Annotated in this window: 23 protein-coding genes; 19 read left to right on the top strand and 4 right to left on the bottom strand. The window is 47.4% G+C overall.

The genetic code is table 11. The features are described 5' to 3' along the window. The 7 genes from FCL45_RS21125 (at position 1) to selD (ending at position 7,765) form a co-directional block, all read left to right on the top strand. Positions 1–510 carry an NADH-quinone oxidoreductase subunit J family protein gene (locus FCL45_RS21125; RefSeq protein ID WP_228721389.1) on the top strand — a complete coding sequence of 170 codons (510 nt, stop codon included), beginning with the start codon at positions 1–3 and terminating at the stop codon, positions 508–510. Continuing rightward, positions 507–803, top strand: a complete 297-nt coding sequence (nuoK, locus tag FCL45_RS21120) for an NADH-quinone oxidoreductase subunit NuoK (protein WP_136797004.1) — start codon at positions 507–509, stop codon at positions 801–803. Before FCL45_RS21125 ends, nuoK begins: the two co-directional genes overlap by 4 nt. Before the next feature lie 4 nt (positions 804–807). Next, entirely contained in the window at positions 808–2,727 is a 1,920-nt protein-coding gene (nuoL, locus tag FCL45_RS21115) for an NADH-quinone oxidoreductase subunit L (RefSeq protein WP_136797003.1), read from the top strand. A 10-nt stretch (positions 2,728–2,737) separates the two neighbouring features. Further along, positions 2,738–4,258, top strand: coding sequence for a complex I subunit 4 family protein (locus FCL45_RS21110; protein ID WP_136797002.1), 1,521 nt, complete (start codon positions 2,738–2,740; stop codon positions 4,256–4,258). Between the two features lie 13 nt (positions 4,259–4,271). Then, positions 4,272–5,684: an NADH-quinone oxidoreductase subunit N gene (locus FCL45_RS21105; protein ID WP_136797001.1), complete on the top strand. Its 1,413-nt coding sequence runs from the start codon at positions 4,272–4,274 to the stop codon at positions 5,682–5,684. A gap of 168 nt (positions 5,685–5,852) precedes the next feature. Beyond that, on the top strand, positions 5,853–6,293 hold the full coding sequence (locus tag FCL45_RS21100; RefSeq protein WP_136797000.1) for a CBS domain-containing protein: 441 nt from the start codon (positions 5,853–5,855) through the stop codon (positions 6,291–6,293). Positions 6,294–6,775: 482 nt separating this feature from the next. After that, positions 6,776–7,765, top strand: a complete 990-nt coding sequence (selD, locus tag FCL45_RS21095; RefSeq protein WP_136796999.1) for a selenide, water dikinase SelD — start codon at positions 6,776–6,778, stop codon at positions 7,763–7,765. A gap of 153 nt (positions 7,766–7,918) precedes the next feature. On the opposite strand, the gene FCL45_RS21090 is transcribed toward selD, so the two are convergent. Both FCL45_RS21090 and mrcB read right to left on the bottom strand, forming a co-directional pair. Then, positions 7,919–8,476: a tetratricopeptide repeat protein gene (locus FCL45_RS21090; protein WP_136796998.1), complete on the bottom strand. Its 558-nt coding sequence runs from the start codon at positions 8,474–8,476 to the stop codon at positions 7,919–7,921. Positions 8,477–8,491: 15 nt separating this feature from the next. After that, positions 8,492–10,783, bottom strand: coding sequence for a penicillin-binding protein 1B (gene mrcB / locus FCL45_RS21085; RefSeq protein WP_136796997.1), 2,292 nt, complete (start codon positions 10,781–10,783; stop codon positions 8,492–8,494). A gap of 452 nt (positions 10,784–11,235) precedes the next feature. Here mrcB and pgl point away from each other — a divergent pair, with 452 nt between their 5' ends. From pgl to FCL45_RS21030, 11 genes are all read left to right on the top strand, one after another. Next, entirely contained in the window at positions 11,236–11,919 is a 684-nt protein-coding gene (pgl, locus tag FCL45_RS21080; protein ID WP_136796996.1) for a 6-phosphogluconolactonase, read from the top strand. Continuing rightward, complete coding sequence (zwf, locus tag FCL45_RS21075; RefSeq protein ID WP_136796995.1) at positions 11,916–13,379, top strand: glucose-6-phosphate dehydrogenase; 1,464 nt, start codon at positions 11,916–11,918, stop codon at positions 13,377–13,379. The genes pgl and zwf overlap by 4 nt, the downstream gene beginning before the upstream one ends. 712 nt (positions 13,380–14,091) lie before the next feature. Further along, positions 14,092–15,288, top strand: a complete 1,197-nt coding sequence (gene nrfD / locus FCL45_RS21070; protein ID WP_136796994.1) for an NrfD/PsrC family molybdoenzyme membrane anchor subunit — start codon at positions 14,092–14,094, stop codon at positions 15,286–15,288. Positions 15,289–15,399: 111 nt separating this feature from the next. Continuing rightward, positions 15,400–16,155, top strand: a complete 756-nt coding sequence (locus FCL45_RS21065; RefSeq protein WP_136796993.1) for a 4Fe-4S dicluster domain-containing protein — start codon at positions 15,400–15,402, stop codon at positions 16,153–16,155. A gap of 67 nt (positions 16,156–16,222) precedes the next feature. Next, the gene (locus FCL45_RS21060) at positions 16,223–16,663 is read left to right on the top strand and encodes a cytochrome c3 family protein (RefSeq protein WP_136796992.1); all 441 of its coding nucleotides are present in this window, start codon (positions 16,223–16,225) and stop codon (positions 16,661–16,663) included. Positions 16,664–17,291: 628 nt separating this feature from the next. Next, positions 17,292–17,519 (top strand): hypothetical protein, encoded by a 228-nt coding sequence (locus FCL45_RS21055; protein ID WP_136796991.1) that lies wholly within the window; start codon positions 17,292–17,294, stop codon positions 17,517–17,519. Positions 17,520–17,676: 157 nt separating this feature from the next. Continuing rightward, positions 17,677–18,780: an NrfD/PsrC family molybdoenzyme membrane anchor subunit gene (gene nrfD, locus FCL45_RS21050; RefSeq protein WP_167495739.1), complete on the top strand. Its 1,104-nt coding sequence runs from the start codon at positions 17,677–17,679 to the stop codon at positions 18,778–18,780. A 12-nt stretch (positions 18,781–18,792) separates the two neighbouring features. Beyond that, entirely contained in the window at positions 18,793–19,191 is a 399-nt protein-coding gene (locus FCL45_RS21045; protein ID WP_136796989.1) for a MerR family transcriptional regulator, read from the top strand. 762 nt (positions 19,192–19,953) lie between these two features. After that, positions 19,954–20,103, top strand: coding sequence for a hypothetical protein (locus FCL45_RS21040; protein WP_153305544.1), 150 nt, complete (start codon positions 19,954–19,956; stop codon positions 20,101–20,103). A 75-nt stretch (positions 20,104–20,178) separates the two neighbouring features. Beyond that, a complete protein-coding gene (gene nrfD / locus FCL45_RS21035; RefSeq protein WP_136796988.1) occupies positions 20,179–21,372 on the top strand; it encodes an NrfD/PsrC family molybdoenzyme membrane anchor subunit in 1,194 nt (397 codons plus the stop codon). 456 nt (positions 21,373–21,828) lie between these two features. Continuing rightward, entirely contained in the window at positions 21,829–22,302 is a 474-nt protein-coding gene (locus tag FCL45_RS21030; RefSeq protein ID WP_136796987.1) for a MerR family transcriptional regulator, read from the top strand. A 19-nt stretch (positions 22,303–22,321) separates the two neighbouring features. Here the strand turns inward: FCL45_RS21030 and FCL45_RS21025 are convergent, their stop codons facing one another. Both FCL45_RS21025 and FCL45_RS21020 read right to left on the bottom strand, forming a co-directional pair. Then, positions 22,322–22,801 carry a GNAT family N-acetyltransferase gene (locus FCL45_RS21025; protein ID WP_136796986.1) on the bottom strand — a complete coding sequence of 160 codons (480 nt, stop codon included), beginning with the start codon at positions 22,799–22,801 and terminating at the stop codon, positions 22,322–22,324. A 30-nt stretch (positions 22,802–22,831) separates the two neighbouring features. Continuing rightward, entirely contained in the window at positions 22,832–23,023 is a 192-nt protein-coding gene (locus FCL45_RS21020) for a YwbE family protein (protein WP_176360079.1), read from the bottom strand. Positions 23,024–23,440: 417 nt separating this feature from the next. Here FCL45_RS21020 and ilvN point away from each other — a divergent pair, with 417 nt between their 5' ends. Continuing rightward, the gene (gene ilvN / locus FCL45_RS21015; RefSeq protein ID WP_136796985.1) at positions 23,441–23,956 is read left to right on the top strand and encodes an acetolactate synthase small subunit; all 516 of its coding nucleotides are present in this window, start codon (positions 23,441–23,443) and stop codon (positions 23,954–23,956) included. Positions 23,957–24,012 lie beyond the last annotated feature (56 nt).

Here is a 24,012-nt window from a genome sequence, read left to right as displayed (position 1 = left end):
ATGATTTCAACGTTGCTCTTTTTCGGATTTTCTATCCTTGCCGTTGCGGGCGCTCTTGGCTTAGTGCTCTTGCGCCATCCCATGAACGGGGCGATGAGTTTCATCATTACCCTTATTTCACTGGCTGGACTTTACGCGCTGCTCTCCGCTAAGCTGATTTTTGCCATTCAGCTTATTGTCTATGCCGGCGCTATCATGTCGCTGATCCTGTTCATTATCATGTTTCTGAATATTGGCGAGAAGGACCTCCCCGATGAGTCGGGTCGTTGGCTCTATTTTATCGGTGGAGCGGTGGTTATCACCCCACTGGCCATGTTCCTGCTGAAAGTCATTGGCAGAGTGCCTGGCGGTGATGCCCAAATCGTTGGTAACGGCTTTGGCAGCGTGAAGGGCGTTGGCTCTGTCCTGTTTCAGGAATGGCTGCTGCCGTTCGAGGTGGTTTCAATTCTACTGCTGGTGGCACTGGTTGGTGCGGTTGTGTTGGCTGGTAAAAGGGAGGATAGGGCGTGATTGTCAATTATCTATCGTTAAGCGTCATACTCTTTTGTCTCGGGCTGCTCGGTGTCATTTCCCGGCGTAACGTATTCACGGTGTTTATGTCCATTGAGCTTATGCTCAATGCCGCCAATCTCATGTTTGTCGCGGTAGCGCGATTGCATGAGAGTATGGACGGGCATGTACTGGCCCTTATGGTCATGGCTGTTGCCGCTGCGGAGGCCGCGTTGGCGCTGGCAGTCGTAATTCTTCTGCATAAGCATAAAGGCAACCTGGATACCAACGTATTCAGCCTGCTCAGAGGGTGACAAGATGGAACATAATGTGAATTTTCTTGCAGCAATCCCGATGATGCCGCTTGTTGGGGCCCTGGTTCTGGGGATACTCCATCTGCTGTACTGCAAAGGGATACGCTTTTCTGAAAAAGTATACGGGATTTTAGCCTGCATAGGTCCGGCACTTGCGACCTTGATGGCTATAAAGGTCTATTTCAACCTGAGGTTATTTCCGGAAGAGGCACGCTTCATGGTCCAGGAAGCGTATACCTGGATTCAGGTGGGAGAAATGAACATAACCATGGGGTTTCTTGCAGACCCGTTGAGTTCGTTGATGCTCCTCTTTGTGACCTTCATCGGCACCCTGATTCATGTATACTCAGTCGGTTATATGGCTGAAGATGAGAATTTCCCGAAATTCTTTTCTTACCTGAACCTGTTCCTCGGTTCGATGTTGATCCTGGTACTTGGTAACGGTCCGGTCGTTATGTTTGTCGGTTGGGAGGGGGTTGGGCTTTGTTCCTATCTGTTGATCAGTTACTACTCCACCGATACCGATAATGTACTGGCTGGGAATAAGGCATTTATCGTAAATCGTATTGGCGACCTGGGCTTTGTGTTGGGTATGGCATTCCTCTTTTGGGGGATCGGCTCAGGCGGTTTCGATTATCTGTCTTTAAGAGAAAATGTTCATCAGCTCACACCGGCTGTTGCCATGGCAGCCTGTCTGCTGCTTTTTGTTGGCGCAACCGGTAAATCTGCGCAGATTCCTCTCTATGTCTGGTTACCGGATGCCATGGCCGGTCCAACTCCTGTTTCTGCGCTGATTCATGCGGCAACAATGGTTACCGCGGGTGTCTATATGGTAGCCCGGTTCAGCTTCCTCTATGTCGAGGTACCGCTTGCCGGAACCATAATCGCCTGGACCGGTATTCTGACAGCGCTGCTTGCGGCAATCTTCGGCTGCTTCCAAAGAGATATCAAAAAGATCCTGGCCTACTCAACAGTGAGCCAGCTGGGCTACATGTTTGCCGGTGTCGGGGTCGCGGCCTATTCAGCCGGCATTTTTCACGTTTTCACCCATGCCTTTTTCAAGGCGTTGCTCTTTCTCGGTGCCGGTTCGGTAATTCATGCCCTCCATCATGAACAGGACATATGGAAAATGGGTGGCTTGAAAGAGAAGATGCCGATTACGTACGCGACCATGCTGATCGGTGCCCTGGCTCTGGCAGGTTGCCCGCTGTTATCAGGATTTTTTAGTAAGGATGAAATTCTCTTTATGGCGCTGGCCACCGGTCATGAAGGCGTCTGGCTGGTTGGGCTGTTGGTGGCAGTGATGACGGCGTATTACACCTTCAGGATGTTTTTCGTGGTCTTTCACGGTACACCGCGGGACCAGCACGCATACGATGCAGCCCATGAGTCTCCGAAAGTAATGACCGTACCTCTGATTATTCTGGCCGTCGGTGCCGCATTTGCCGGTTATCTGAATATACCGTCGATCTTTGGAGGTCATCTCCAGGTAAGTCACTGGTTGGCTCCAAGTCTTGCCGAGCACCATCCGCACGTCAGCGCCTGGGTAGAGGTTATAGCTGTGGCCAGCAGTATCGTGGCCTTTGCATTAGGTATCTATATTGCCTGGAAGAAATTTGGTGTCGAGACAGCGGAAGAACCTTTCTATAGAGGTTTCAAGGACTTCGCATACAACAAGTTCTTTGTGGACGAGCTGTATCACTCTCTGCTGGTCGCCCCATACAAGCAATTCGGCCGCACAATCTGGAAGGGAATTGAGCCTTTTGTGACTGATGGCCCAGTAAAATTTGCGGTATGGCTTTACGGTGCACTGGCCAATGCGTTCAAAGTCGTACAGGCAGGGTATGTACGGGTGTATGCAATCTACATGGTTATCGGGCTCAGCGTGCTGAGTGTGGTGATCTCCCACTCACTGAATCTGTAAAGGTGGAATAATGTATGAGAATATCCTGACAGTAATGATCTTTCTGCCTATCCTTGCCGGTTTTGGTGTGCTGGTGCTGCCCATGAAGAATGAGGCGGCACGGGCCGTCGGCCTGGTGGCGGCGATTCTGGTTGTTATTCTGGGATTGAGGATCTTTTTCAACTTTGCCGGTACCGGTGGCTTTGAGTTTACCGAGAGGGTGGAGTTGTTTGAATCGGTGGGAATCAGCTACAGCCTGGGTGTTGATGGCATCTCGTTTCTGGTGCTGATGGCTGGAGCGTGTTTATTTCCAATGGCATACCTGCTGCTTACGACTAAGAACAAGGGGTATTATGCCAATATGCTTATAGCTCAGGGTGCCATGATCGGAGCCATTGCTGCGACTGACATGATCCTGTTCTATGTGTTCTGGGAAGTGATGCTGCTGCCGATTTTCTTTATGATAGGACTTTATGGCGGCCCGAGCAGGCTGCATGCAACTCTGAAGATTACCCTTTACACCATTGCCGGTTCGCTCTTTATGCTGGCAGCGATCATTTATATCGGGGTCGTCTATCACTATCAGACCGGGAGCTGGAGTTTTAACATCACAGATCTGATGGCGCTCAATCTTGCAGGTGGCCCTGCTACAGCAGCGTTTATCTTCTTCATGTTCGCTTTTGCCATCAAGATACCGCTCTTTCCATTCCATACCTGGTTACCAGACGCGTACACCGAGGCTCCTACTGCTGCAACGTTCCTGTTGTCAGCAATTATGGCAAAAATTGGCGTCTACGCTGTAATTCGCTTTGTGCTGCCGATTTTTGCGGAAGAGTTCGCGCGCTTTGCCTTGCTGTTGGCCTATTCCGGCGTGATCGGCATGATGTACTGCGGTATCGCTGCAATTGCCCAGAAAGATTTCAAGCGTATGCTGGCTTTTTCTTCAGCTTCACATATGGGAATTATCGCACTCGGTATTTTCTGTATGAACCTGCAGGCCCTGACCGGAACCCTGTACCAGATTGTAGCCCATGCCACCAGCACAGGAGTGCTCTTTCTTTTACTTGGCATCATAGAAGAGCGGATGGATACAAGAACCATTGGCGATCTGGGCGGAATTGCCTACAAGGCTCCGATCTTTGCCACCTTTTTTGCAGTGGCTATGCTCGCATCTGTCGGTTTGCCGGGTACGAGTGGCTTTATCGGAGAATTTCTGATCATTCTGGGAGCGGTGAAGTTTAATATCACCATCGGCGTATTGGCGGGCACAACACTGATTATCGGTGTCTGCTATATGCTCTGGATGTTCCAGCGGGTCTTCTTTGAAAAGCTCACTGAGAAGACCGAAAAGTTTACCGATCTCTCCCCAATAGAGACACTGACCATTTTGCCGATAGTGGTGCTGATCATTGTTATGGGTATTTACCCGCAGCCTTTCCTCGATAAGGTGGCGCCGGCGGCAAAGCAGCAACTTGCCCAGGTGCTTACGGAGCAGCATCAGGTCGCGGATTCCGCTGATCCCCTGATGGAACAAATAGAGCAAAAGAATTGAGGCCAGACAGACTATGATGGATTTTATTGTACTATTTCCACTGATAGTAGTAGGTGCCGGAGCAATCATCCTGATGCTGATGGCATCAATGAAGAGCCTCGGTGAAGGTAACACGGCTTTAGCCGCCCTGGGCATATTTGCCTTGGCCTTTGCTGTTCAGCTCATGGTGAGTGCCACTGAAAGCGTTACGCCATATGGCGGGATTTTTAACGGGATGCTTGTGGCCAACGGTTTCACCAAAGTGGCCGGGCTCATAATCATTGCCAGTGGTTTTGTCAGTTGCCTGACTGCGCAATCCTATTTTACCCAGAATAAATTCTATTCAGCCGAATTTTACAGTCTCATTATGTTCGCTGCCTGTGGCATGCTGCTGCTGACAATGTCAGCCGAATTAATTACGCTGTTTATCTCGCTGGAGATTATGTCGCTGGCTATCTATGTGCTGGTAGGCTATGACCGGACCAATATAAAACGGTCGGAAGCTGTACTGAAATATCTGATGCTTGGTGCCTTTGCCGGTGCTTTTTTCACTATGGGCACAGCCTTTGTTTATGCTGCGGTCAATTCCACACGGTTCGTTGATATAGCCGGTCATCTGAGTACCACCAGTTTTCTGGAGAGTCCGGCCATGGCGGCCGGTGCTTTTCTGGTAATTGTTGCCTTTCTCTTTAAAGTAGCCGCATTTCCATTTCATGCCTGGGTTGTGGATGTGTATGATGGTGCACCGCTGCCGGTGACAGGTTTTATGGCGACTGCGGTGAAAACCGCAGTCTTTGCTGTATTTGCAAATTTCCTTATCATTGATGATGGCTTAAAGGGTGTCTGGGTCGAGTATCTCTTCTATATCGCGGTACTGACCATGTTTGCCGGCAACTTAATCGCCATCGGGCAGAATAGCCTTAAACGCATGCTGGCTGCATCGGGCATCGTTCACACCGGTTATCTGCTGGTTGCACTGGTTGCGGTTGGCACAGAAAACTTCACCGGTGGGGTCATCCTCTACTATCTCGCTGCGTATGCAGTTGCCACTCTGGGTGTTTTTGCTGCTCTTTCCTATCTCGGCGGAGAAAATGAGCGCCGTGATACTTTCGAGCATTTCAAAGGCCTTGCCAAGGTTCGGCCATATTCGGCGGCGGCGATAACCATCTTCATGCTGTCAATGGCAGGTATTCCACCCACGGCCGGGTTCATGGGTAAATTCTACATAATTGCCGACGCGATCCGGGCCGGTTACATGCTACTGGCAGTGCTGGCAATAGTCTCCAGTGTACTTTCCATGTGGTACTATCTGCGCCTGGTAGTGATGATGTACTTCAAGGAACCGGAGGAAGAATTTGAAACTACGGGAATGTCTCTGGCACCGATTGGCACCGCACTCCTGGCGGTATGTGTTTTTGCCATCGGCTTTTACCCGGTTCTGCTTTAAGGGTCTGGCAGGCTTCCGAAGGTCTGCGCTCTGAGTGTGGGGTTCACCCCACCGCAAGTCGTGTGTAGTATATTTTTTTCTTGAAAGAGAAAATGGTAAAGAACGCAGTTTGTAGGCACTGGAGACTATACCGTTAGGGACTTCTCACAATTCCAGGGAGTGATAGCCATGAAAGTTCGTGATATATTGCAGCAGAAAGGATCTCGAGTCATCTCAATCCATGAAGACGCACTGCTCACCGACGTGATGTCGCTCTTTTTTGCCAATAAAGTTGGCTCATTGCTTGTAGTTGACAAGAATGACGTAATCAAAGGGATAGTTGCCCCAAATGATATTTTACGAGCTGTACACAACAGGCTTGATCTTGTGCCGAAGATGACAGTGCGAGAGGTTATGGTCACCGACCTGATCGTGGCAACCCCTGATGATGATATAGCATATCTTCAGAATATCATGACTGAAAACAGGGTCCGTCACATCCCCGTTCTTGATCTGGGAAAGTTAATGGGACTTGTTTCTATCGGCGATGTGGTCAAAGCCCAGATGACTGAAAAGACAGTGGAAAACAGATATCTTAAAGACTATATTGAAGGCAAGTATCCAGCATAAACCGCAGTTGTTTCATGGTTCACTCATTTCTCCTTGAGTTTTACCATAGTTCCCTGTCGCACTCTTTCCTCCTTTGCTGTGTGGCAGGGAATTTTTTTGTCTTTCAGCCTGAATTTGTCACGGGCAGTATGTCGAAATAAACATGAAAGACGTGATTGCAGGAATTACCTCAATTCGGCCTGCCAATATGTTCGCGAAGGACTTCCCCGGAACGACCTCATCTCCAATCCGTTCAACTACCCTCTGAGCCGATATGTATTGCCAAGGCTTGAACCTTGGAATAATTTGTCTGTAATTAATTGGGATTGAGTTCATTTTCTTATTGGTATCCACTTACATTTTGGGACATACGTGGTTATGCTATCGATCGGAAAATAATGTATTTGATATCGGATAATTTGTATTAGAAGGTGATTTACGTGAATATATTCAGGAAAAAGACTTTAACACGGCTTGCTCGAACGTGCGGTTGAGCGGCAAAAATTGGTCCGGCGGACTTGTCGGACGCACTCAAAGGATTCAATTCACCGATTGATCCAGACCTGCTTGTTGGCTTTGAGACTTCAGACGATGCCGCGGTATATAGGATTTCTGATGATGTTGCGATGATCAATACTGTGGATTTTATTACTCCACCGGTTGATGATCCATATTGGTTTGGCCAGATCTCAGCGGCGAATTCCATTTCAGACGTTTACTCCATGGGAGGAAAGCCGCTTACAGCGCTCAATGTTGTTATGTTTCCAACAAAACATCTCGACATGGGGGTGTTGAGGGAAATTCTGAAAGGTGGCCATGACAAGGTAATGGAGGCCGGTGCCTGTCTTGTCGGAGGACATTCGGTGGATGATAACGAGCCAAAGTATGGGCTTTGTGTGAATGGGTCGGTACATCCTGACCGTATCATCACCAATGCCGGTGCACAACCGGGAGACGCTCTCATTCTCACCAAGCCTCTCGGCTCAGGTGTACTCTTTAACGCGGTACGGGCCGGTAAATTTGATTTTAATGATCTTGCCCGTGAGACTCTTCCCCTGATTGCCGCATTAAATGACAAAGCAATGGACCTGGCGTTGCAGTATGACGTTCATGCAGCCACAGATGTTACCGGGTTTGGTATCCTTGGGCATTCGCTGGAGATGGCATTAGCCAGCAATACGCATATTACCCTCGATTATTCCAGGCTACCCTTTTATGAGGGTGCACCGGAGATGTACAAAAAGGGTGAAACCACCGGCAGTAATGGTGCCAACAGGGCCATGGTGGCGCGATACAATCTCATGGTCGGAAAGAAATTGAGCAAAGCAGAGGAAGAGTTGATGTATGACCCGCAAACTTCCGGCGGCTTATTGATAGCTGTGCCGAGCGATCAGGCTGACCAACTCGTGAAAGATATGCGCGAGGCAGGGATCAGCACAGCGGTGCGGGTAGCTGAGGTTACAGATGAGAATACAGGGCTGACGGTCAGGTAAGATTGTGACCAGGCGCTGGTTAACCCACCAATACATCTAATCAAAAGGTTGCTCACCCCATTCTTTCTGCTTATCAGGAAAACAAAAGCCCTATGTCAACGAAGACACAGGGCTTTTGTCTGTATAAGCTCAAACAAACCGGCATAATTGGAATTACTGAACCAGTTTTCGTCGCGAATTCTCTATCAGTGAATCATTGATTTCAATCAGGTTCAGGTCCTGACCGGCAAAACTTTTCGATTTAAGACAAAGGTTTATGGCCTGGGAGTAGTCCTGCTGGCGGTATTTTATCTGGGCCATAGTGTACCAGTAGTAGCCGTTTCTCGGCTCGATTCTCAAGGCACGTTCCATTGTCATCTCGGCTTGCTTGTATTCCGATTTTTTTAATGATTCGCGTGCAGTCTGGTAAAGAGCGGCTGCAGCTCCGGTCTCTGAGGGTGGGGCCTCGAGGGTAGGTTCCGGGGCAATGGGCGCCACTGTTATGGGTTGCTCCATTGGGAGATCTTCCGGTAATTGGGTAGGCTCACCGGGGAACTCGGTAGGATAGCCGGGATAGGTCGGGCTTGTCGGGTATTGCGGCTGTTCAGGCGTACCGGGGTAGGGCGGAACGACCCTTTTACCGGAACATCCGTGGAGCAATAACGCAGTCAGAACGATCAGGGCGATCTGGCAGATGTGTGCGCGACGGGCTTTGCAGGTATCTTTTTTCATTGTCTCGAATGTGATTTATTTGATCATATTTCCCATCTGGTCAAAAAACCGGCGGGCGCCATTTTCAAATTTCTTAAGTTGGTGACCTGGTGTTTGCCAGAAAGATTGAGGTTCAGTTCCTTTGATAAATGGGAGCATGGTGCCGTCATCTTGATAATATGTGGGCTCAAGCGTGTCGTTATCAATACGTTTCCATATAATATCTGCGGGTTGAACTGGTTTGTTCATGTTTGGATCAAGCTGGGTAAATAAATCGACCCATACCCGTAATGCTCCGGAAGAACCGGTCAGTTTGACAGAAGAATTATCATCATTGCCAAGCCAGACCACACCAATATGGTTATCTGAAAAGCCTGCAAACCAGCTGTCACGCAAATCGTTGGTGGTACCGGTTTTGCCGGCAAACCGATATTTACGGGCAGGTCCGTACCCGGCACCGGTGCCTTCAGTCATCACCAACTCCATGGCATGGGTGATCAGAAAGATCTGTTCTGGCGAAAACCTCTGCTCAACCTCAAGTCCATATCGAGTCAACAGTTCATTGTTTGAATCCATGACACTTTCGATAGCCCTGAGCGGTTGATAAAACCCTCCTGAACCGATTGTCTGGTAGATCTGGCTCATTTCAAACGGTGTCATGTTAATGGCACCCAGCAGTAAGGATGGGTACTCATTGATGGGGCCATCATAGCCAAGCTCGTGAAGTGTCTCAATGACACTCGGCAACCCAATATTCATGCCAAGGTTGACTGTTGCAAGATTATAAGATTTTGCGAGAGCCTTGTACAGAGGAACCACTCCATACTCACGATGGCTGAAGTTTCTCGGCTTCCAGGTTTTACCATCAATTTCAATCTCCACAGTGTGGTCCATGACGGGAGAAGCGAGGGTATATCCAGCATCAATGGCAGAAAGGTATATGGCTGGTTTGAGTACCGAGCCGACTAAACGTTTAGCTCGAAGGGCTCTATTGAAACCTGTATCAATTGGCTGGACGCTGCCTGCCAGAGCAAGAACCTCCCCGCTGTCACGACCCGTAACTATTGCAGCTCCCTGTAACGAGTCATTGCCACTGCTTTTACTCAGAGATTCATATGAGTTCTGTAACTGTTCCTCAACTGTCCACTGTGTCTGGGGGTTGAGGGTGGTGAGGATTTTCAGCCCATTACTTTTCAGGTCATTCTCATCATAATCATCTTTTAGCTGCTGCTGAACAAGATCGAGAAAGGCAGGAAACCGGTTAAGACCGCTTTCTCTGTGGGTTATATCGGAGATGGGAGCGTCCAGCGCCTCTTCGTATTGCTGTTGAGTGATAAGGTTGTCACTATGCATGACCGATAATACGGTGTTCCTGCGATTTATGCACCGTTTAGGGTTTCGCCTTGGATCATAGTAGGAAGGCCCTTTTATCATGCCTATCAGGGTGGCAATTTGGGCAACCGAGAGATTGTCAAGATCACGCTGGAAATAGAAATGGCTGGCGAGGCCAAAGCCATGGATAGCTCGTGAGCCGTCCTGGCCAAGAAAAACCTCGTTCAGGTAGGCGGTGAGAATCTCTTCTTTTGAGTAATTATAGTCGAGCAAAAGCGCCATCACCGCTTCCTGAATTTTCCGCTCAAGGGTCCGCTCGTGGTTGAGGAAGAAATTCTTGACCAGCTGTTGGGTCAGGGTGGAGCCACCTTGAACGGTTCTGCCCGCCTTGATATTGGCGACCAGCGCCCGGGCGATACCAATTGGATCGACACCTTGGTGTTTGAAGTAACTTTTGTCTTCAACAGCAATGAGGCCCAGTTTAAGTATTTCCGGTACGTCTTCAGGGGTGAGAATTAACCTGTCTTCATGCACCAGAGGGTGAAAGCTGCCAATCTGTGCTGGATCAATCCGGATGAATGGTAAATTTTCAGTATGGTCGGCAGTGGTAAGTGTACTGACACGGTTAGCCTTGATGCTGGCTTTGATCCGGGTTGATGGCTCTGGGCCTGTTGGGTAAACGAAATCCCTGGTGATTATATCAAAACTGTTGTTATCCCTGAAATAACCACCAGCACTCTGCACGGGGTTTTCATTTCGATATCCGGCAAGCAGTAATTCTCTCTCCAGTACATCGGCAGTTAATTGCAGGCCTGTATATAATTCTAGCGGCCGGGCATAGACCACAGCTGGCACCGCCCAGCGGTTACCTTCGAATTTGGCTCGAATTATCCGATTCTGGTCCTTGAGGTAATCTATGGAAAAAATAGCGCCAATTACCATACAGGCAAGCAGCGCAGACAGAGGCAGCAGGACAAAAAAAGATTTTCTTCTCATGGAGTTGTGATGTGGGCGTACTGTTAATTCGTAGTTACTTTATCATTGAAACGTGCTTCACATTAACCACCCATACTAACCCAGAATAGTCTTTAGATGCCTTAAAAAAGTGTGTTTGATGTTTGCGTGTGACAAGTTAAAAGCATGCAATGACGGGTTAATGTCTGCTGATTTTTCAGTTATGTATATGATACTGTTCTGTAATCTATTTTTTTGGTGTTCGTCTGATTCTATAAAAAAAGAATTGTTGAGGTAAAGGATTTACGGCAAGGGACTTCGGGTAGAATATGATGATTGACGCCATCGGGAGTGCTGATTTTTAATTATCCCCAATTTCACTCCAGCTTAGGTGTTCAAAGGCTGCGGCGAATTGTGTTTTACAGGTTTTGGCTCAAGGTTCGTGAGAAATACTGGTTGACTTGAGAAAATGAGCTAACTTCGGAGGTAAAGCAATGTTTTTAAGAGGAACACGACACGAGATGATAGTCAGGGCCACACGGTTGCTCAGAGATACTATCCATGAGTTGTCGTTGAAACAGGAACGCGTCGTCCTGGCGGTTCCCGGTGGCAGAAATGTGGCAGAGATATTTTTGCAATTACGGGAATTGGATGTTCCCTGGGACAAATTGGACATTTTTATGTTGGATGAAAGGCTTGTGCCTATCGATCACAGCGAAAGCAATTTCAGACAAGCCAGTGAGATTTTAGATGCGGTCATTGAAAAGGAACGGTTGCATCCGTTTGTTTTGGAATCAGACAACCCGGTAACCGCTCTTGAAGAGTATAATCGACGTTTTAAAGATTGCGGTGGTACAATCGATATCGTTTTGGCAAGCAGCGGTGAGGATGGGCACATAGCCTCACTTTTTCCATCCCATCCATCGGTTCTTGATCAGGGAGAATTGTTTGTTGCTGTGCACAATTCTCCCAAACCACCGTCTGAGAGAATTTCGGCCTCAGCCCGATGTATTGCAAGGGCACAGGTAGGTGTCTTACTGTTTTTAGGTGAGGAGAAACGTGATGCGCTGAAAAGTTACTTTGATCAGTATAAAGACTATCAGGATTGTCCTGCAAAGATAATCAGTACCTTACCGACACACTATGTTTTGACTGACCAGGAGACCGAAGAGATATGAAGAAAGAGTCGATTATGATCCTTATTTTCGGGGCGACCGGTGATTTAACCAGAAGAAAACTTATCCCCTCGCTTTACCATCTTGTGCGAAAAGATCTCCTCACCAACTGTACACCGATAATCTGTGTCGGCCGAAAAGACCTGAGCCGGCAGGAGTTTATAGATCGCCTGAATATTGAAAAATTTATTGAAGCAGCCGATCCGGAGGTGTTGGAACGTCTGCTGGCACGAATCGAATATATGAGATTCAACGTTACGAGCGACACCCCTGAAGATTTTACCGCCTCCATAGCAAACATTCAGGAGCGTTATAGCTGCGCGGACAATAAGCTGATTTATCTGGCCCTGCCAACGAGCGCTTTTCAACGCACAGCAGAACTCATCTCGTCTCTAGGCAAGGGACAGGGCTGGCGCAGGATGGTTTTTGAAAAGCCGTTTGGCGAAGATCTGAAAAGCGCGAAGGAGTTGAATGAAAACATTCGCGCGGTCCTTAATGAAAGTGAAATTTACCGGGTTGACCATTATCTCGGTAAGCAGCTGGTGCAGAATATTTTGACTCTCAGGTTTGGCAATGAGATTTTTTCAGGTGCCTGGCAGAAACGTGCAATTGATCATGTACAGATAACGGTTTCAGAGACATTGGGGGTGGAAAAGCGTGCAGGCTATTACGATAAGAGCGGTGCCGTACGTGATATGGTGCAAAATCACCTGTTGCAGTTACTCTCTTTTCTGGCCATGGAACCACCCAAAGACGATACTCCCGATGCTTTACGAGATGAAGCGGTGCGTGTGCTGCAGAGGTTGCAGCCATTGAACAGTGACGACGTTGTCCTTGGTCAGTATGGAGAAGGTACGCTGAACGGAGAGAAGGTTGCCGCTTATCAAAGTGAAGATGGTGTGGCTGACGACTCTGTCACAGAAACGTTTGCGGCAATCCGTGTCTATATTGAGAATGATCGTTGGCAGGGCGTGCCTTTTTATCTGAGAACAGGTAAGCGTATGGCAAAGCGGTACGCCGAGATTCGCATAGTATTTCAGCAGAGACGGAGATATTTGATAGGCAGCAATGGTGACCCTAATATGATTATTATTCGTATCCAGCCGGATACTGGAATTGCATTGGCGTTTAATGTGCAGACTCCGCACGATGATTACAAGACAGAATCGGTAATGATGGATTTTTGTCACCATTGCCATTTTGGTCCCAATACGCCGGAAGCCTACGAATCGATACTCAGGAATGTGCTGGAAGGGGATCATAGCCTTTTCCCCCGTCGTGACTGGATCGAGGCCAGTTGGGAATATATAGACCGACTTTACGAGGTAGCTCAAAAGCCGAAAATGTATGCTGCCGGCTGCGATGGTCCGGCTGAGGCGATGAAGTTGCTCAAGAGTGATGGCCGTGAGTGGCTGACCGATGAAAACATTGCTACAGCCCCTGCCATTAAAGATTTCAGATGAACGAAACTCCCGTTCAATAGCTTGGTGCCTGTCACATAATAGCACCGGGTCCTACGTCGTAGTAACCCGGTGTTTGTCGTCGTTTTGCAAACATTATATATCAAAAATACGTGTTGTTAGAGCTGTCTCCCTCTACTATTGTGTTCTTTTGGTATGCGAATAATGTCTCTTTTAATTTGACCAATAATACAGCAAATTTGTTATTCCGTCTAAGTGTCTGAAATGTGATGGTAATAATTTTAGCAGGCAATGGTTATTGGTTAATGCACAAAATAAAGCTTGACGCTCCGGCTGAAAAATGGAAAAAATCTGCTTGATACTTGAGAATTAAAGAGTATTCTAAAATACTACAATGTATACATCACTAGTAATTATGACTGTTTGTAATGAAATAGATTTGAAGAAAATGCATGATTTTCACTTAACGACATTGTAACTTAGGGGCAATTTATCTATGGCTCCAATGGGCTGGTTGTGCCCAACATGTAGATTCCATTTGTACGATATCATAAGAATTTAATGAGAATTTCTGACTTTGAAAAGCTGAGAGTAGTCTCACATGAGAGAAATCGGACTTCAAGTATGGTTGGTGGCTGTATTGTCAGAGAGTAGGAAGGCAGTGATTCCTGGTGGGGAAAATCTGTTTTTCTGATAGTGCAGCTCTTTATTAAGGTGATTGTCGAGTCAGTTTTGGATCAAGGAGTAGAAAACGATGAATAATTTGCTGGCAGGGGTTCTTCCTCAGGAAGGTGGCTTGCAGGTACCGGTTTCAGGGAAATTCAACCTGGCACTAGGATTGATGGGTGTACTGACTCTGGTGGGGGTTGCGGCAGGGGTTCACTCGATTTGGGTTGGACATGAGCATACTTTCGGTGTCAGCCGGGAGGTGCCGTGGGGTATCCTGATTGCTGCGTATGTGTTTTTTGTCGTGACATCAACTGGTTTATGTATCGTATCTTCCGTTGGCCATGTTTTTGGCTTTGAAAATTTCAACCCCATCGCCAAACGGGCAGTATTTATGTCGATTGCCACAATTGTGGCTGGATTTCTGGTGATTGCCTTTGAGATAGAGAACTCGTGGCGTATGCCTGTGGGCAATGTCATCGGTGCAAACCTCACCTCCAATATCTGGTGGATGGGTACCCTCTATGGTGCCTATCTGTTCTTTATGATAATTGAGTTTGTCATGTTGCAGAAGAACAATCATAAGGTTGCCACAGCATTCGGTTTGGCCGGCCTGCTTACAGGTGTTGTCGCCCACTCGAATCTGGGTGCGGTATTCGGACTGCTCAATGGACGCGAATTCTGGCATGGACCATACATGCCGATTTACTTTATCACCAGTGCAGCGATGTCTGGCTGTGTTGCGATTATTTTCTTTACCTACCTCGCGTACCGTTTCAATGGCTGGGAAATGAGCGAATCTCTCAAGAAATCAATGGAGAGTGTAGCTAAACTCGGTGCTCTGATGATGTCGATAATCGTCTTTTTTACCAGCTGGAAGCTGATAGCCGGAATTACAGGCCATCCTCCTGGAAAATTTGCGGCAATGGAAGCTCTCATCAGTGGTGATTTTGCCCTCAACTTCTGGATTGGTGAAGTGGCGCTTGGTATGATCATCCCGTTCTGCATTATCATGGCGGTAAAAGGCAAAAATATGAATGCCCTGTTTGTCGCCTCTCTTGCCGGCATGATCGGCATCTTCTTCATGCGCTATGACCTGGTTATAGTCGGTCAGGTTGTGAATCATTTTCACGGCATGGGCCTTGTCGACTATCCGGAGCTGGCAACCTATGCTCCAAGCCTGCATGAGAATCTGGTGGTACTTGGCGGTATAGGCTTCTGCGGGCTGCTTTTTCTCATCGGCGAAAAAATGTTCAGGGGACATCTCTCTGAAGGAAGTCACTGAACTACTGCATAAAAGGAATGAGTAGCCGGATTTCCATTGTATAAGAGTGGCCGGCTTCTAATGGGATTATCAGCTTAAGCTGGTGCTGATTGCATATAACGGAGCATGGGAATGAAAATTGACGAATTGGAAAAACTCGAGAGCGAGGACTTATCTACCATAACCTCTCAGGAACGGCGTAAGTTTTTAAGGCTGGGGCTTACAATTACAGGTGTATATCTGGGCGGGACTGTATTGTCGCTTACTTCGGCAACAAGTGCCAGGGCGGATTCCAGTGTCGTTGCCGAGCCGGGAGAATATCCTTATAACCCGCACTATTCCATGGTGATTCGGGAAAGGTTTTGTATCGATTGTGAGCAGTGCAAACAAGCATGTCAGGAGACCAACGACGTACCTGCATACGGATATCGCACAAATATCCTTGAGCGCAGACGTAATCTGACTGATGGGGACTACGAGACCACGTTTATGCCGGTACTGTGTAATCACTGCAACCGTCCGCCTTGTGTGCGGGTCTGCCCGACCACAGCGACCTGGAAGGACGAAAAAACGGGAATTGTTGTTATGAATCCTGCTCGTTGCATCGGATGTAAAACCTGTATGACCGCTTGCCCATACAATGCACGCTATTTCAAGGAAGAGACTCGGTCGGTAGATAAGTGTAATTTCTGTTTTGACACCAGACTGTCGAAAGGAATGAAGGATACAGCCTGTGTTGAAGCTTGTCCGGCAGATGTCCGGGTATTCGGTAATCTGGCAGATCAGGAAAGCAGAGTATATCAGCTGGTGCATAAGCCGGAGACCATGGTTTGGGTACTGCGACCTGAGACAGGCGCCCTTCCAAACGTATATTACACCAACGCCTGAAAAGGACATTGCCCATGATGAGTATCTCAACATGGGAAGTAAACACGAGTTTTTTTAGGAGAACGATATGAAACATATTCTGCTTTTTATTGTCCTGGGCGGGTTCCTGCTGACCGGTGCACTGTTAAATGCCACGGATGTCCAGCAGCCTGCCGGAGCCGGGATCGCTCTTGAGGATTACGATGAGGATGAGTACGGCCCATATGAGCACATTATCTGGGAAAAGCCAGTAAAGGGTGTATCTTTCGATCACAAAGTTCACACCATGGAAGGCGGGCTGGATTGTGATTCTTGCCATGACGATCTGTTTGAGATGGAGGCCGGGGCAGCCCAGGAGGCTGAAGACTTCTCCATGGCTTCCCTCGAAGAGGGGAGTTACTGCGGTGCATGTCATGACGGCAGTACTGCATTTGCCTCAAACACGCGTTGTACCACCTGCCACATAGGTGTTCGTGGGCAGGCAAGAGTTGTTGGTGGTGATTCAGGGCAGGCAAAAGCGAATCACTGATCAGTTTCAACACCCCGCAGTTTTTAAACGGCTCGCTCCCCAAAAGGGGCGGGCCGTTTGCATTTTGTACTATCCGCACGACCTATCGCACATTTTTAGAAGTATTTTCTCCCCATAAAGACGCATTTTACGCCCACTCCTCAAGGGGCCACTTCAAGTGTACGTTAATACTGAATCAGTTTGCAGTTTCAGTATTTCATCTCCCTCTATCATAGATCAAATTTCCCTGATTACAGTGCGGTCAGGATACTTTGTGATGTTTTCATAGGTAAAACAGTAAGTTGTTCTCTTCTCTTAAAAACGCAAAATGCGTCCGGTTCCAAATATAATATGGGCGCATAATGCTGCCAAAGGGGAGGGCATTCGTGTTGATATCACTTCGTCCCCTGTTGTTTATCTGGTCGAAAACCCAATATTTTCAGGGTATTTGAGTTTGGTCGTCATTATTTACCCATGGTTATTCGTAGTTGGCATGCCCATTGCTACCTTCATTATGACAATCATCAGTGTAGCCACCACTACACCAGCATCACCAATGCAGTAAACGTGCAGTAGAGAGGATGGACCGGTGCTTCGGCACCGGTGCCATTCCCAGCAGGACCAAAGAGGTCAGCCGAGGAGGTTAGCTATGGCACTGGCTATTGAGAGTAGAGAGTTACTGGTTCCGCAGAGAGAGCGTTTTATACAGAAGGTATACAGAATCCTTCCTCTGCTTTCGGAACTGTTTTGGGGAGTGATATGCCTCATGCTCTTTATGATACTTGGACCATTTTCAGCACCGGTGGCTCTTATTGCTGTGTTCAGTCTGCGGGGTGAGGAGCGCGGTACCAAGGAGCCGGAATTACAAGGAACCTGAAAAGTGAGGTCATTGTTCTGGCACGAAAGAAGAGATGGGAAGTGTATTTCTATTTTAGAGGAATTTTTTGGAGGCAGACACGATGGGTGGAAATGGAACAATATCTGAAGTGCAAACGATTGAATTTGCGGGACCTCGGATAAATGGGTGGCTCTTATTGTTTCTATTTTTAATAATAGCCGGTATCGCCGGAGGGATTTACGCGCAGTTGATCGGTCATCATCACGCGTTTGCCAATACCCGTGGAATGCCATGGGGCATGCTGATCGGAGTATATGCATATTTTGCTATTATCTCGACGGGGTTATGCCTGATGGCAGCGATTAGCCATGTTTTTCATGTGCAGAGACTTTTGCCTCTTGCCAACAGAATGGTGTGGCTTTCAATAGTAGTTTTGCTCGGGGCTTTTACAGTGATCGGCCTTGAGATTGAAAATCCATGGAGAATGCCGCTTAATATGGTGTTACATCCAAACATCACATCAAACATCTGGTGGATGGGTACCCTTTATGGCCTGGCGGTCTGTTTTTTGATCGTTGAATTTTATCTTATCGTAACCGGCAGATTGAAGCTGGCGGTTATTCTGGGATTGATTGGTGCCGTGGCAGAAATGCTCGCAAACAGCAACCTGGGGTCAGTTTTTGCTTCTCTTGCCGCCAGACCATTCTGGTACGGATCACAGCTTCCGATATTTTTCCTGGCCAGCGCGCTACTTTCCGGTGCTGCGGCAGTGATACTCTTTACCCATTTTGCCCATGTTCTGGGGAGAAAAGCCGTATCAGCCGATACCTTTCATGGCTTGCAGGTTGCTGGCAAAATCATGATGGTGATGCTCTTTATGATATCTCTTGCTACAGCCTGGAAGTTTGCCAATGCCTACTGTGGCACTGAAGAATTGCGGGTGTCTGCAGATGCCCTCGTGACAGGGCCGCTGGCAACGACTTTCTGGTTGTTTGAGGTGGCAATCGGTCTGCTGCTTCCGTTTATTCTGCTTGCGGTGTCCAAAATGAAATCACTTCAGGCGATGGTGCTCGCATCACTCATGGTACTGGTGGGACAGTTCTTCTCCCGCTACAACCTGGTGGTGGCAGGAGTAATCGTACCGCTCTATGCGGGGTACAGTGATTTGCCGCAATATCAGAGCTACGCACCAACGGTATCCGAATACCTGCTGGTGATTGGAGGAATAGGCGTAATTGGTGTGGGATTTTTACTTGGGGAAAAGTTTTTCGGTTCGAAATTTCAAGCTGACCATGACTAAGAGGTGGTAGCCATGTTACCGGATGACAAAGCCGTTTTTACTATAGGCATGGTGGCGGAGATGCTGCATGTGCATCCGAGAACCATCAGGAGTTATGAGGGAAAAGGTTTGGTGTCACCGATCCGAAAAGGGGCGTGGCGGTACTACACAATGCGTGATGTGCAGTGGATCGAGTGTTTGCGCGAGATGATTCACACTCATGGTTTGAGTATAAATGCAGTGAAAAAGTTACTCAAGTACACACCATGTTGGAATATTATCGATTGTCCTTTTGACAAAAGGCAGCGATGTTCGGCGTTTTTCTCAAACAGTCTGGTGCCCAAGAAGATAACCAGAATCAGGACAGACCTGGGCCAGGAGGATGTTGTAGCCGAAAAGAAAGCGGGGTATGACAGGAAAGTTGTGCAGTGAGATAGAGATCTCTCATTCTGTTATAAATCAGGTAATACCCGGTTATCTGATTCATACCTGTAACCATTTGGTTCTGCAATGTTTCAGGTGAAGTTCAGAAGTATACTAACCGGGCTCGCAATAGTACGATCAATGCGAGCCCGGCTTCGTTGTTCTTATACCTTCCATTCCAATACAGCTTCGCGTAACCATTTGAATTCCTTTCAGTACTTACTTGTGTGTGGGGAATGATCGCTTGGGGGGCGAACTGGCTTCACATTTGTAAAATCTCACCTCACCAGTCCTACAACTTAAAACCTAAAGAACCCAAATCTGTTTCATGACAGGCCGGGGAAGTTCCGTTGCGAACGGAACTTCCCTTTTTAGTTTTATGAATGCGGCAATGGGTGGTATCAGCAAATAAAGGTTGGAGCGATATCTTGAGGTGAGAAAGAGTAGCCGGAAAGACCTCTCTTAAACCAGGGTGGAAATATCGATTCATATGGGCGCATAATGCTTCCATATTCCATGGGGTTGAATAGAGCTAAGCAGAAAGATCGGAAAAATGCGTCTTGTGAGAATGTTGATTAATTTAACTAAATAAATGTGAAAACAGGTTGTTGAGAACCTAGAGTCAAGGTGGACAGAAGTTTAGCGTAAATGATTATGTTCTATTTATTTGACAATCATCATTGTTAAGTATAGCATAATTCCTAACAGGAATGGTCGTGTTGTAGCAGTTGGTTCCTGACGATGTGAAGTGGCTATGATATGGAGGAAAATATGGAAGCAATACTGTTTTTATTGTTCTGGATGGGAGGCGCAACTATTCACACTGTACTTGAGCTGCATCTCAGTGCACGGAGATCTTCCGGGATGAAAGCACTGCCGCTCATCCGCAATCTTCGCGTGAAAGATAAGAGACAGAGATAATTCACTTTTACTGAATGGGAAGATAAAAAGTAAAGATCACAGCGTAACTATGAACAAATAGAGAGGATGGTGGATATGATTAAGACATTTGCTGGGGTACTGCCTCAGGAGGGAGGGCTGGAAGTTCATCAAGTAAGTCGTTTAAATGTCATAATTGCTTTTATGGCATTACTGAGCCTTACCGGAGTGGCGGCCGGTGTTCACTCGCTCTATGTGGGGCATGAGCACACTTTTGGTGTCTCAAGGGAAGTCCCCTGGGGGCTGTTGATTGCAGCCTATGTTTTCTTTGTAGTTACTTCAACAGGTTTATGTATTGTTTCATCCATTGGCCACGTCTTTGGTTTTAAGAATTTCAATCCCATCGCCAAGCGTGCTGTGTTTCTGTCGATTGCCACTATTGTTGCCGGATTTATGGTTATTGCCTTTGAAATAGAAAACAGTTGGCGAATGCCTGTGGGCAATATTATCGGTGCCAATTTCACCTCGAATATCTGGTGGATGGGGACACTCTATGGTGCCTATCTGTTCTTTATGGTGGTGGAATTTGTGATGCTGCAACGTGAGAACCACAAAGCAGCCATGTCGTTCGGCCTGGCGGGACTGATCACGGGAATAGTGGCGCACTCGAATCTTGGTGCTGTGTTTGGACTCTTGAATGGCCGTGAATTCTGGCATGGTCCATATATGCCGATATATTTCATAATTTCTGCAGCCATGTCCGGTGCTGTGGCCATTATCTTTTTTACCATTCTTGCATATTGGGTAAATGGCTGGAAGATGAGCGACGAACTGAAGAGATCCATGGAAAATGTCGCTAAGTTTGGCGCACTGATGATGGCTGTTATTATCTTTTTTACCTGTTGGAAAATGATTTCTGGTATCACTGGACATCCTCCTGGAAAATTTGCGGCAATGGAAAGTCTTCTCGCCGGTGAATATGCAGTTAATTTCTGGCTGGGGGAACTTGCGCTGGGGATGCTTATCCCATTTCTGCTCATTATGATTTCAAGAGGAAAAAACCTGAAAGTTTTGTTTGCAGCATCCCTGGCAGGGATGATAGGCATTTTCATCATGCGTTACGATCTGGTCATCGTTGGCCAGCTGGTTGGGCATTATCATGGCCTGGGGCTGGTAAACTATCAGGAGATGGCACACTATTTCCCGAGTCTGCATGAAATCATGGTGGTTATTGGTGGAGTGGGATTTTGTGGTTTTCTCTTTTTTTCCGGCGAGCGTTTGTTTCGTGGCCACCTCACTTCCGGGCATTAACGGGCATTCCTCATAATGGGGGATGAAGGATATGTGTGCAACGTTCATAAGATTCAAGTTGAACTGTCATAATTACGGGGGCAAGAGTTGTTAAGGGCGTGAAAAGAGGTTGTAAGGAGTTGTGCCTCCTGCTTAAACTACATGGCAGTCCAGATGGCGATGGCTTCCAGATTGATTGAAGTAGCTTATAGTGGTCGATGCATACTGTAAAAAAACTTACAAGATGATATTCCATGGACTATGTTATTGGAGTAATTTTTGTGCAGGGTATACCTTGTGGGGCTTGACCCCAGGGCATACCTGTTGGGCATTGTGAAATTCCCGATCCCAGCTAAAGAAATGAATCGGAATTATGAATTAAAACTTTGTAAGGTCTGTTCAATTCTGGTGCGAAGTCAGGGGTGACGGGTATATGATTCACAGGGGCGAGAATTTTAAATTCTACCTGATGGTACTATGGTTGCCGAAAAGAAACGAAACCGGGCTGTAAAGAACGAACCGGAGCCAATAAGAAACGATGAGCCGATCTACCCGATAGGGGTGGCCTCGAAGCTGCTCGGGGTTCATCCACGGACTTTGAGAATTTATGAGGATGAAGGGCTCATTCAGCCCCATCGACAGGGCCAGCGGCGGATCTTCTCGGCCAACGACCTGCAATGGATTACCTGCCTGCGTTCTGCTATTCACGATCAGGGAATATCCATCCCCGGCGTGAAGAAATTGTTAAGGTTTGCGACATGTTACGAGATCGTGGAGTGCGCTGATCATATTGCCTGTAATTGCGATGCTGTGGTAGACCGCGTTATTCCCCGCAAGTTGCGACTTGTGGGGAATCGTCTGACTGAGACGGAGATAGGTGCCAAAGAGCGGGAAGAGCGTGATAAATTGCGGAAGGAAAAGGGAAGCCGCAAGAGCAGTAAAATAGAATAAGAAGTATGCCGGGCAGACCTCAGCTGTTCAGAAATTCCGGCTCATAGCCGATGGTGAACTCTTCGGTCACTTTTTCACCTTTGGCCATAAAGTGGTCTTTTTTCCTGGCGAACGGACAGACAGGCTGATCTACCGGTGCAAAACCGAAACGCTGGTAATACGCAGGGTCCCCAAGCACATAAATTGTCGTGTCTCGCAACTCTTTCTGGCGTAGGGCAAAACGGATCAGTTCTGATCCAACTCCCTGATTCTGATATTGCGGATTAACCGCTACCGGCGCCAGGTGAAATCCGCAAGGGGTATCACCATTATAAGCCGTAGAGAAAGCTATATAGGCGATGAACATATTTTTATGGATACAGACCCATTCATACGTTTTACGGCAATTTTTCCGTAGGTTATGAACGAGACGATCTTCGTATCTGCTGTTTGGAAAGGCCTGGCTGAGCAAGGCGCTAACTTTGTCACTGTTTTCAGCAGTGAGTGGTCGAATTTTCATAGTTTTTGTATTGAGATTATTTCAAGCTTGTCAGCAGATTTCCTTTACCCGGCCTACTAAGCCACTGGTCAGTCGCACTTTGATACCGTGCGGGTGAGTGGCGGATCTGGTGAGTATATCCTTGACGATACCCTCAGTTAATTTTCCAGATCGCTGATCCTGTTTCAGGACAATTTTCACACACTGCCCCTGTACTATTTCTGAGCGGGCTATCCCTGCCATCAAGACACCTTTAAAAGATTTACTTTTTTGATATATCGGTTGCGTTGCCAGCAACAATCTAAAGAGAATACGTTTGCCTGGCAAGTATTGCTTTGTAAAAAGATCAGAATGGATGACGAGTCAGCACGAAAAGATACCTCGACCATATGTTACGTCTCTGGTAGATTTTTGGTTGAAAAAAGAGTGGAATGCTTACGTTATTTTCATTCGCAGACGAGGGTTGTAGCCAAACGCTTCGTTGCGTGCAGAATTTTGTCTTCCGGCAGGCAAGGCCTGAGGTCTCCTGTATCACTGATGTAGCGCTGTCGTATTCCTTCAGGCTTGCCTTGCGGGAAACCGGAAACCAGAATCCTGAAGTTCTGTCACACCATATGGAACATAACAAAATACGAGCCATACATTATCGGGGAGATAGTCATGGAGGAACGCGCATATACAATCAGCATGCTGGTAACAAACAGACCGGGTGTAACTTCTAGAGTTACCGGCCTTTTTTCCGGTAGAGGTTATAATATGGAGTCAATCTGCGGTGCTCCAACCCACGACCCTGATGTATCTCGAATTACCATCAAAACAAAGGCAACTCCGGAAAAATTTGAAGAGATTCGTAAACAGATTAACCGTCTCATAGATGTAATCAAGTTGCGTGATATGACTGTTGAGGAAAAAACCGTCCAGCGTGAGATGGCTCTGATAAGCATGGAGATTGTCTCACGGACCCAGATTGAGCTGACGGAAATGGTGGCGAGCTGTGGGGCTAAAATTATTAACGAAAGTGCAGATTCTTACATTATAGAAGTGACTGGAACTGAGGAAGAGGTAAATGGGCTGATCGATCGACTGGCTCCATTCGGGATTAAAAAACTAACCCGCTCAGGCGTGCTTGCCCTTTACCGTGAACTGGATGACTCGCATCGCCGGGTCGAAAGTTAGTTGCATCACCACCTTTGCAAAAAGCGATCTTCACTGGCAGCTTGATCGATTGGAGT

The organism is Desulfosediminicola ganghwensis, from assembly GCF_005116675.2.
Lineage (GTDB): Bacteria > Desulfobacterota > Desulfobulbia > Desulfobulbales > Desulfocapsaceae > Desulfopila > Desulfopila ganghwensis.
This window is presented reverse-complemented; position numbering and strand designations above follow the sequence as displayed.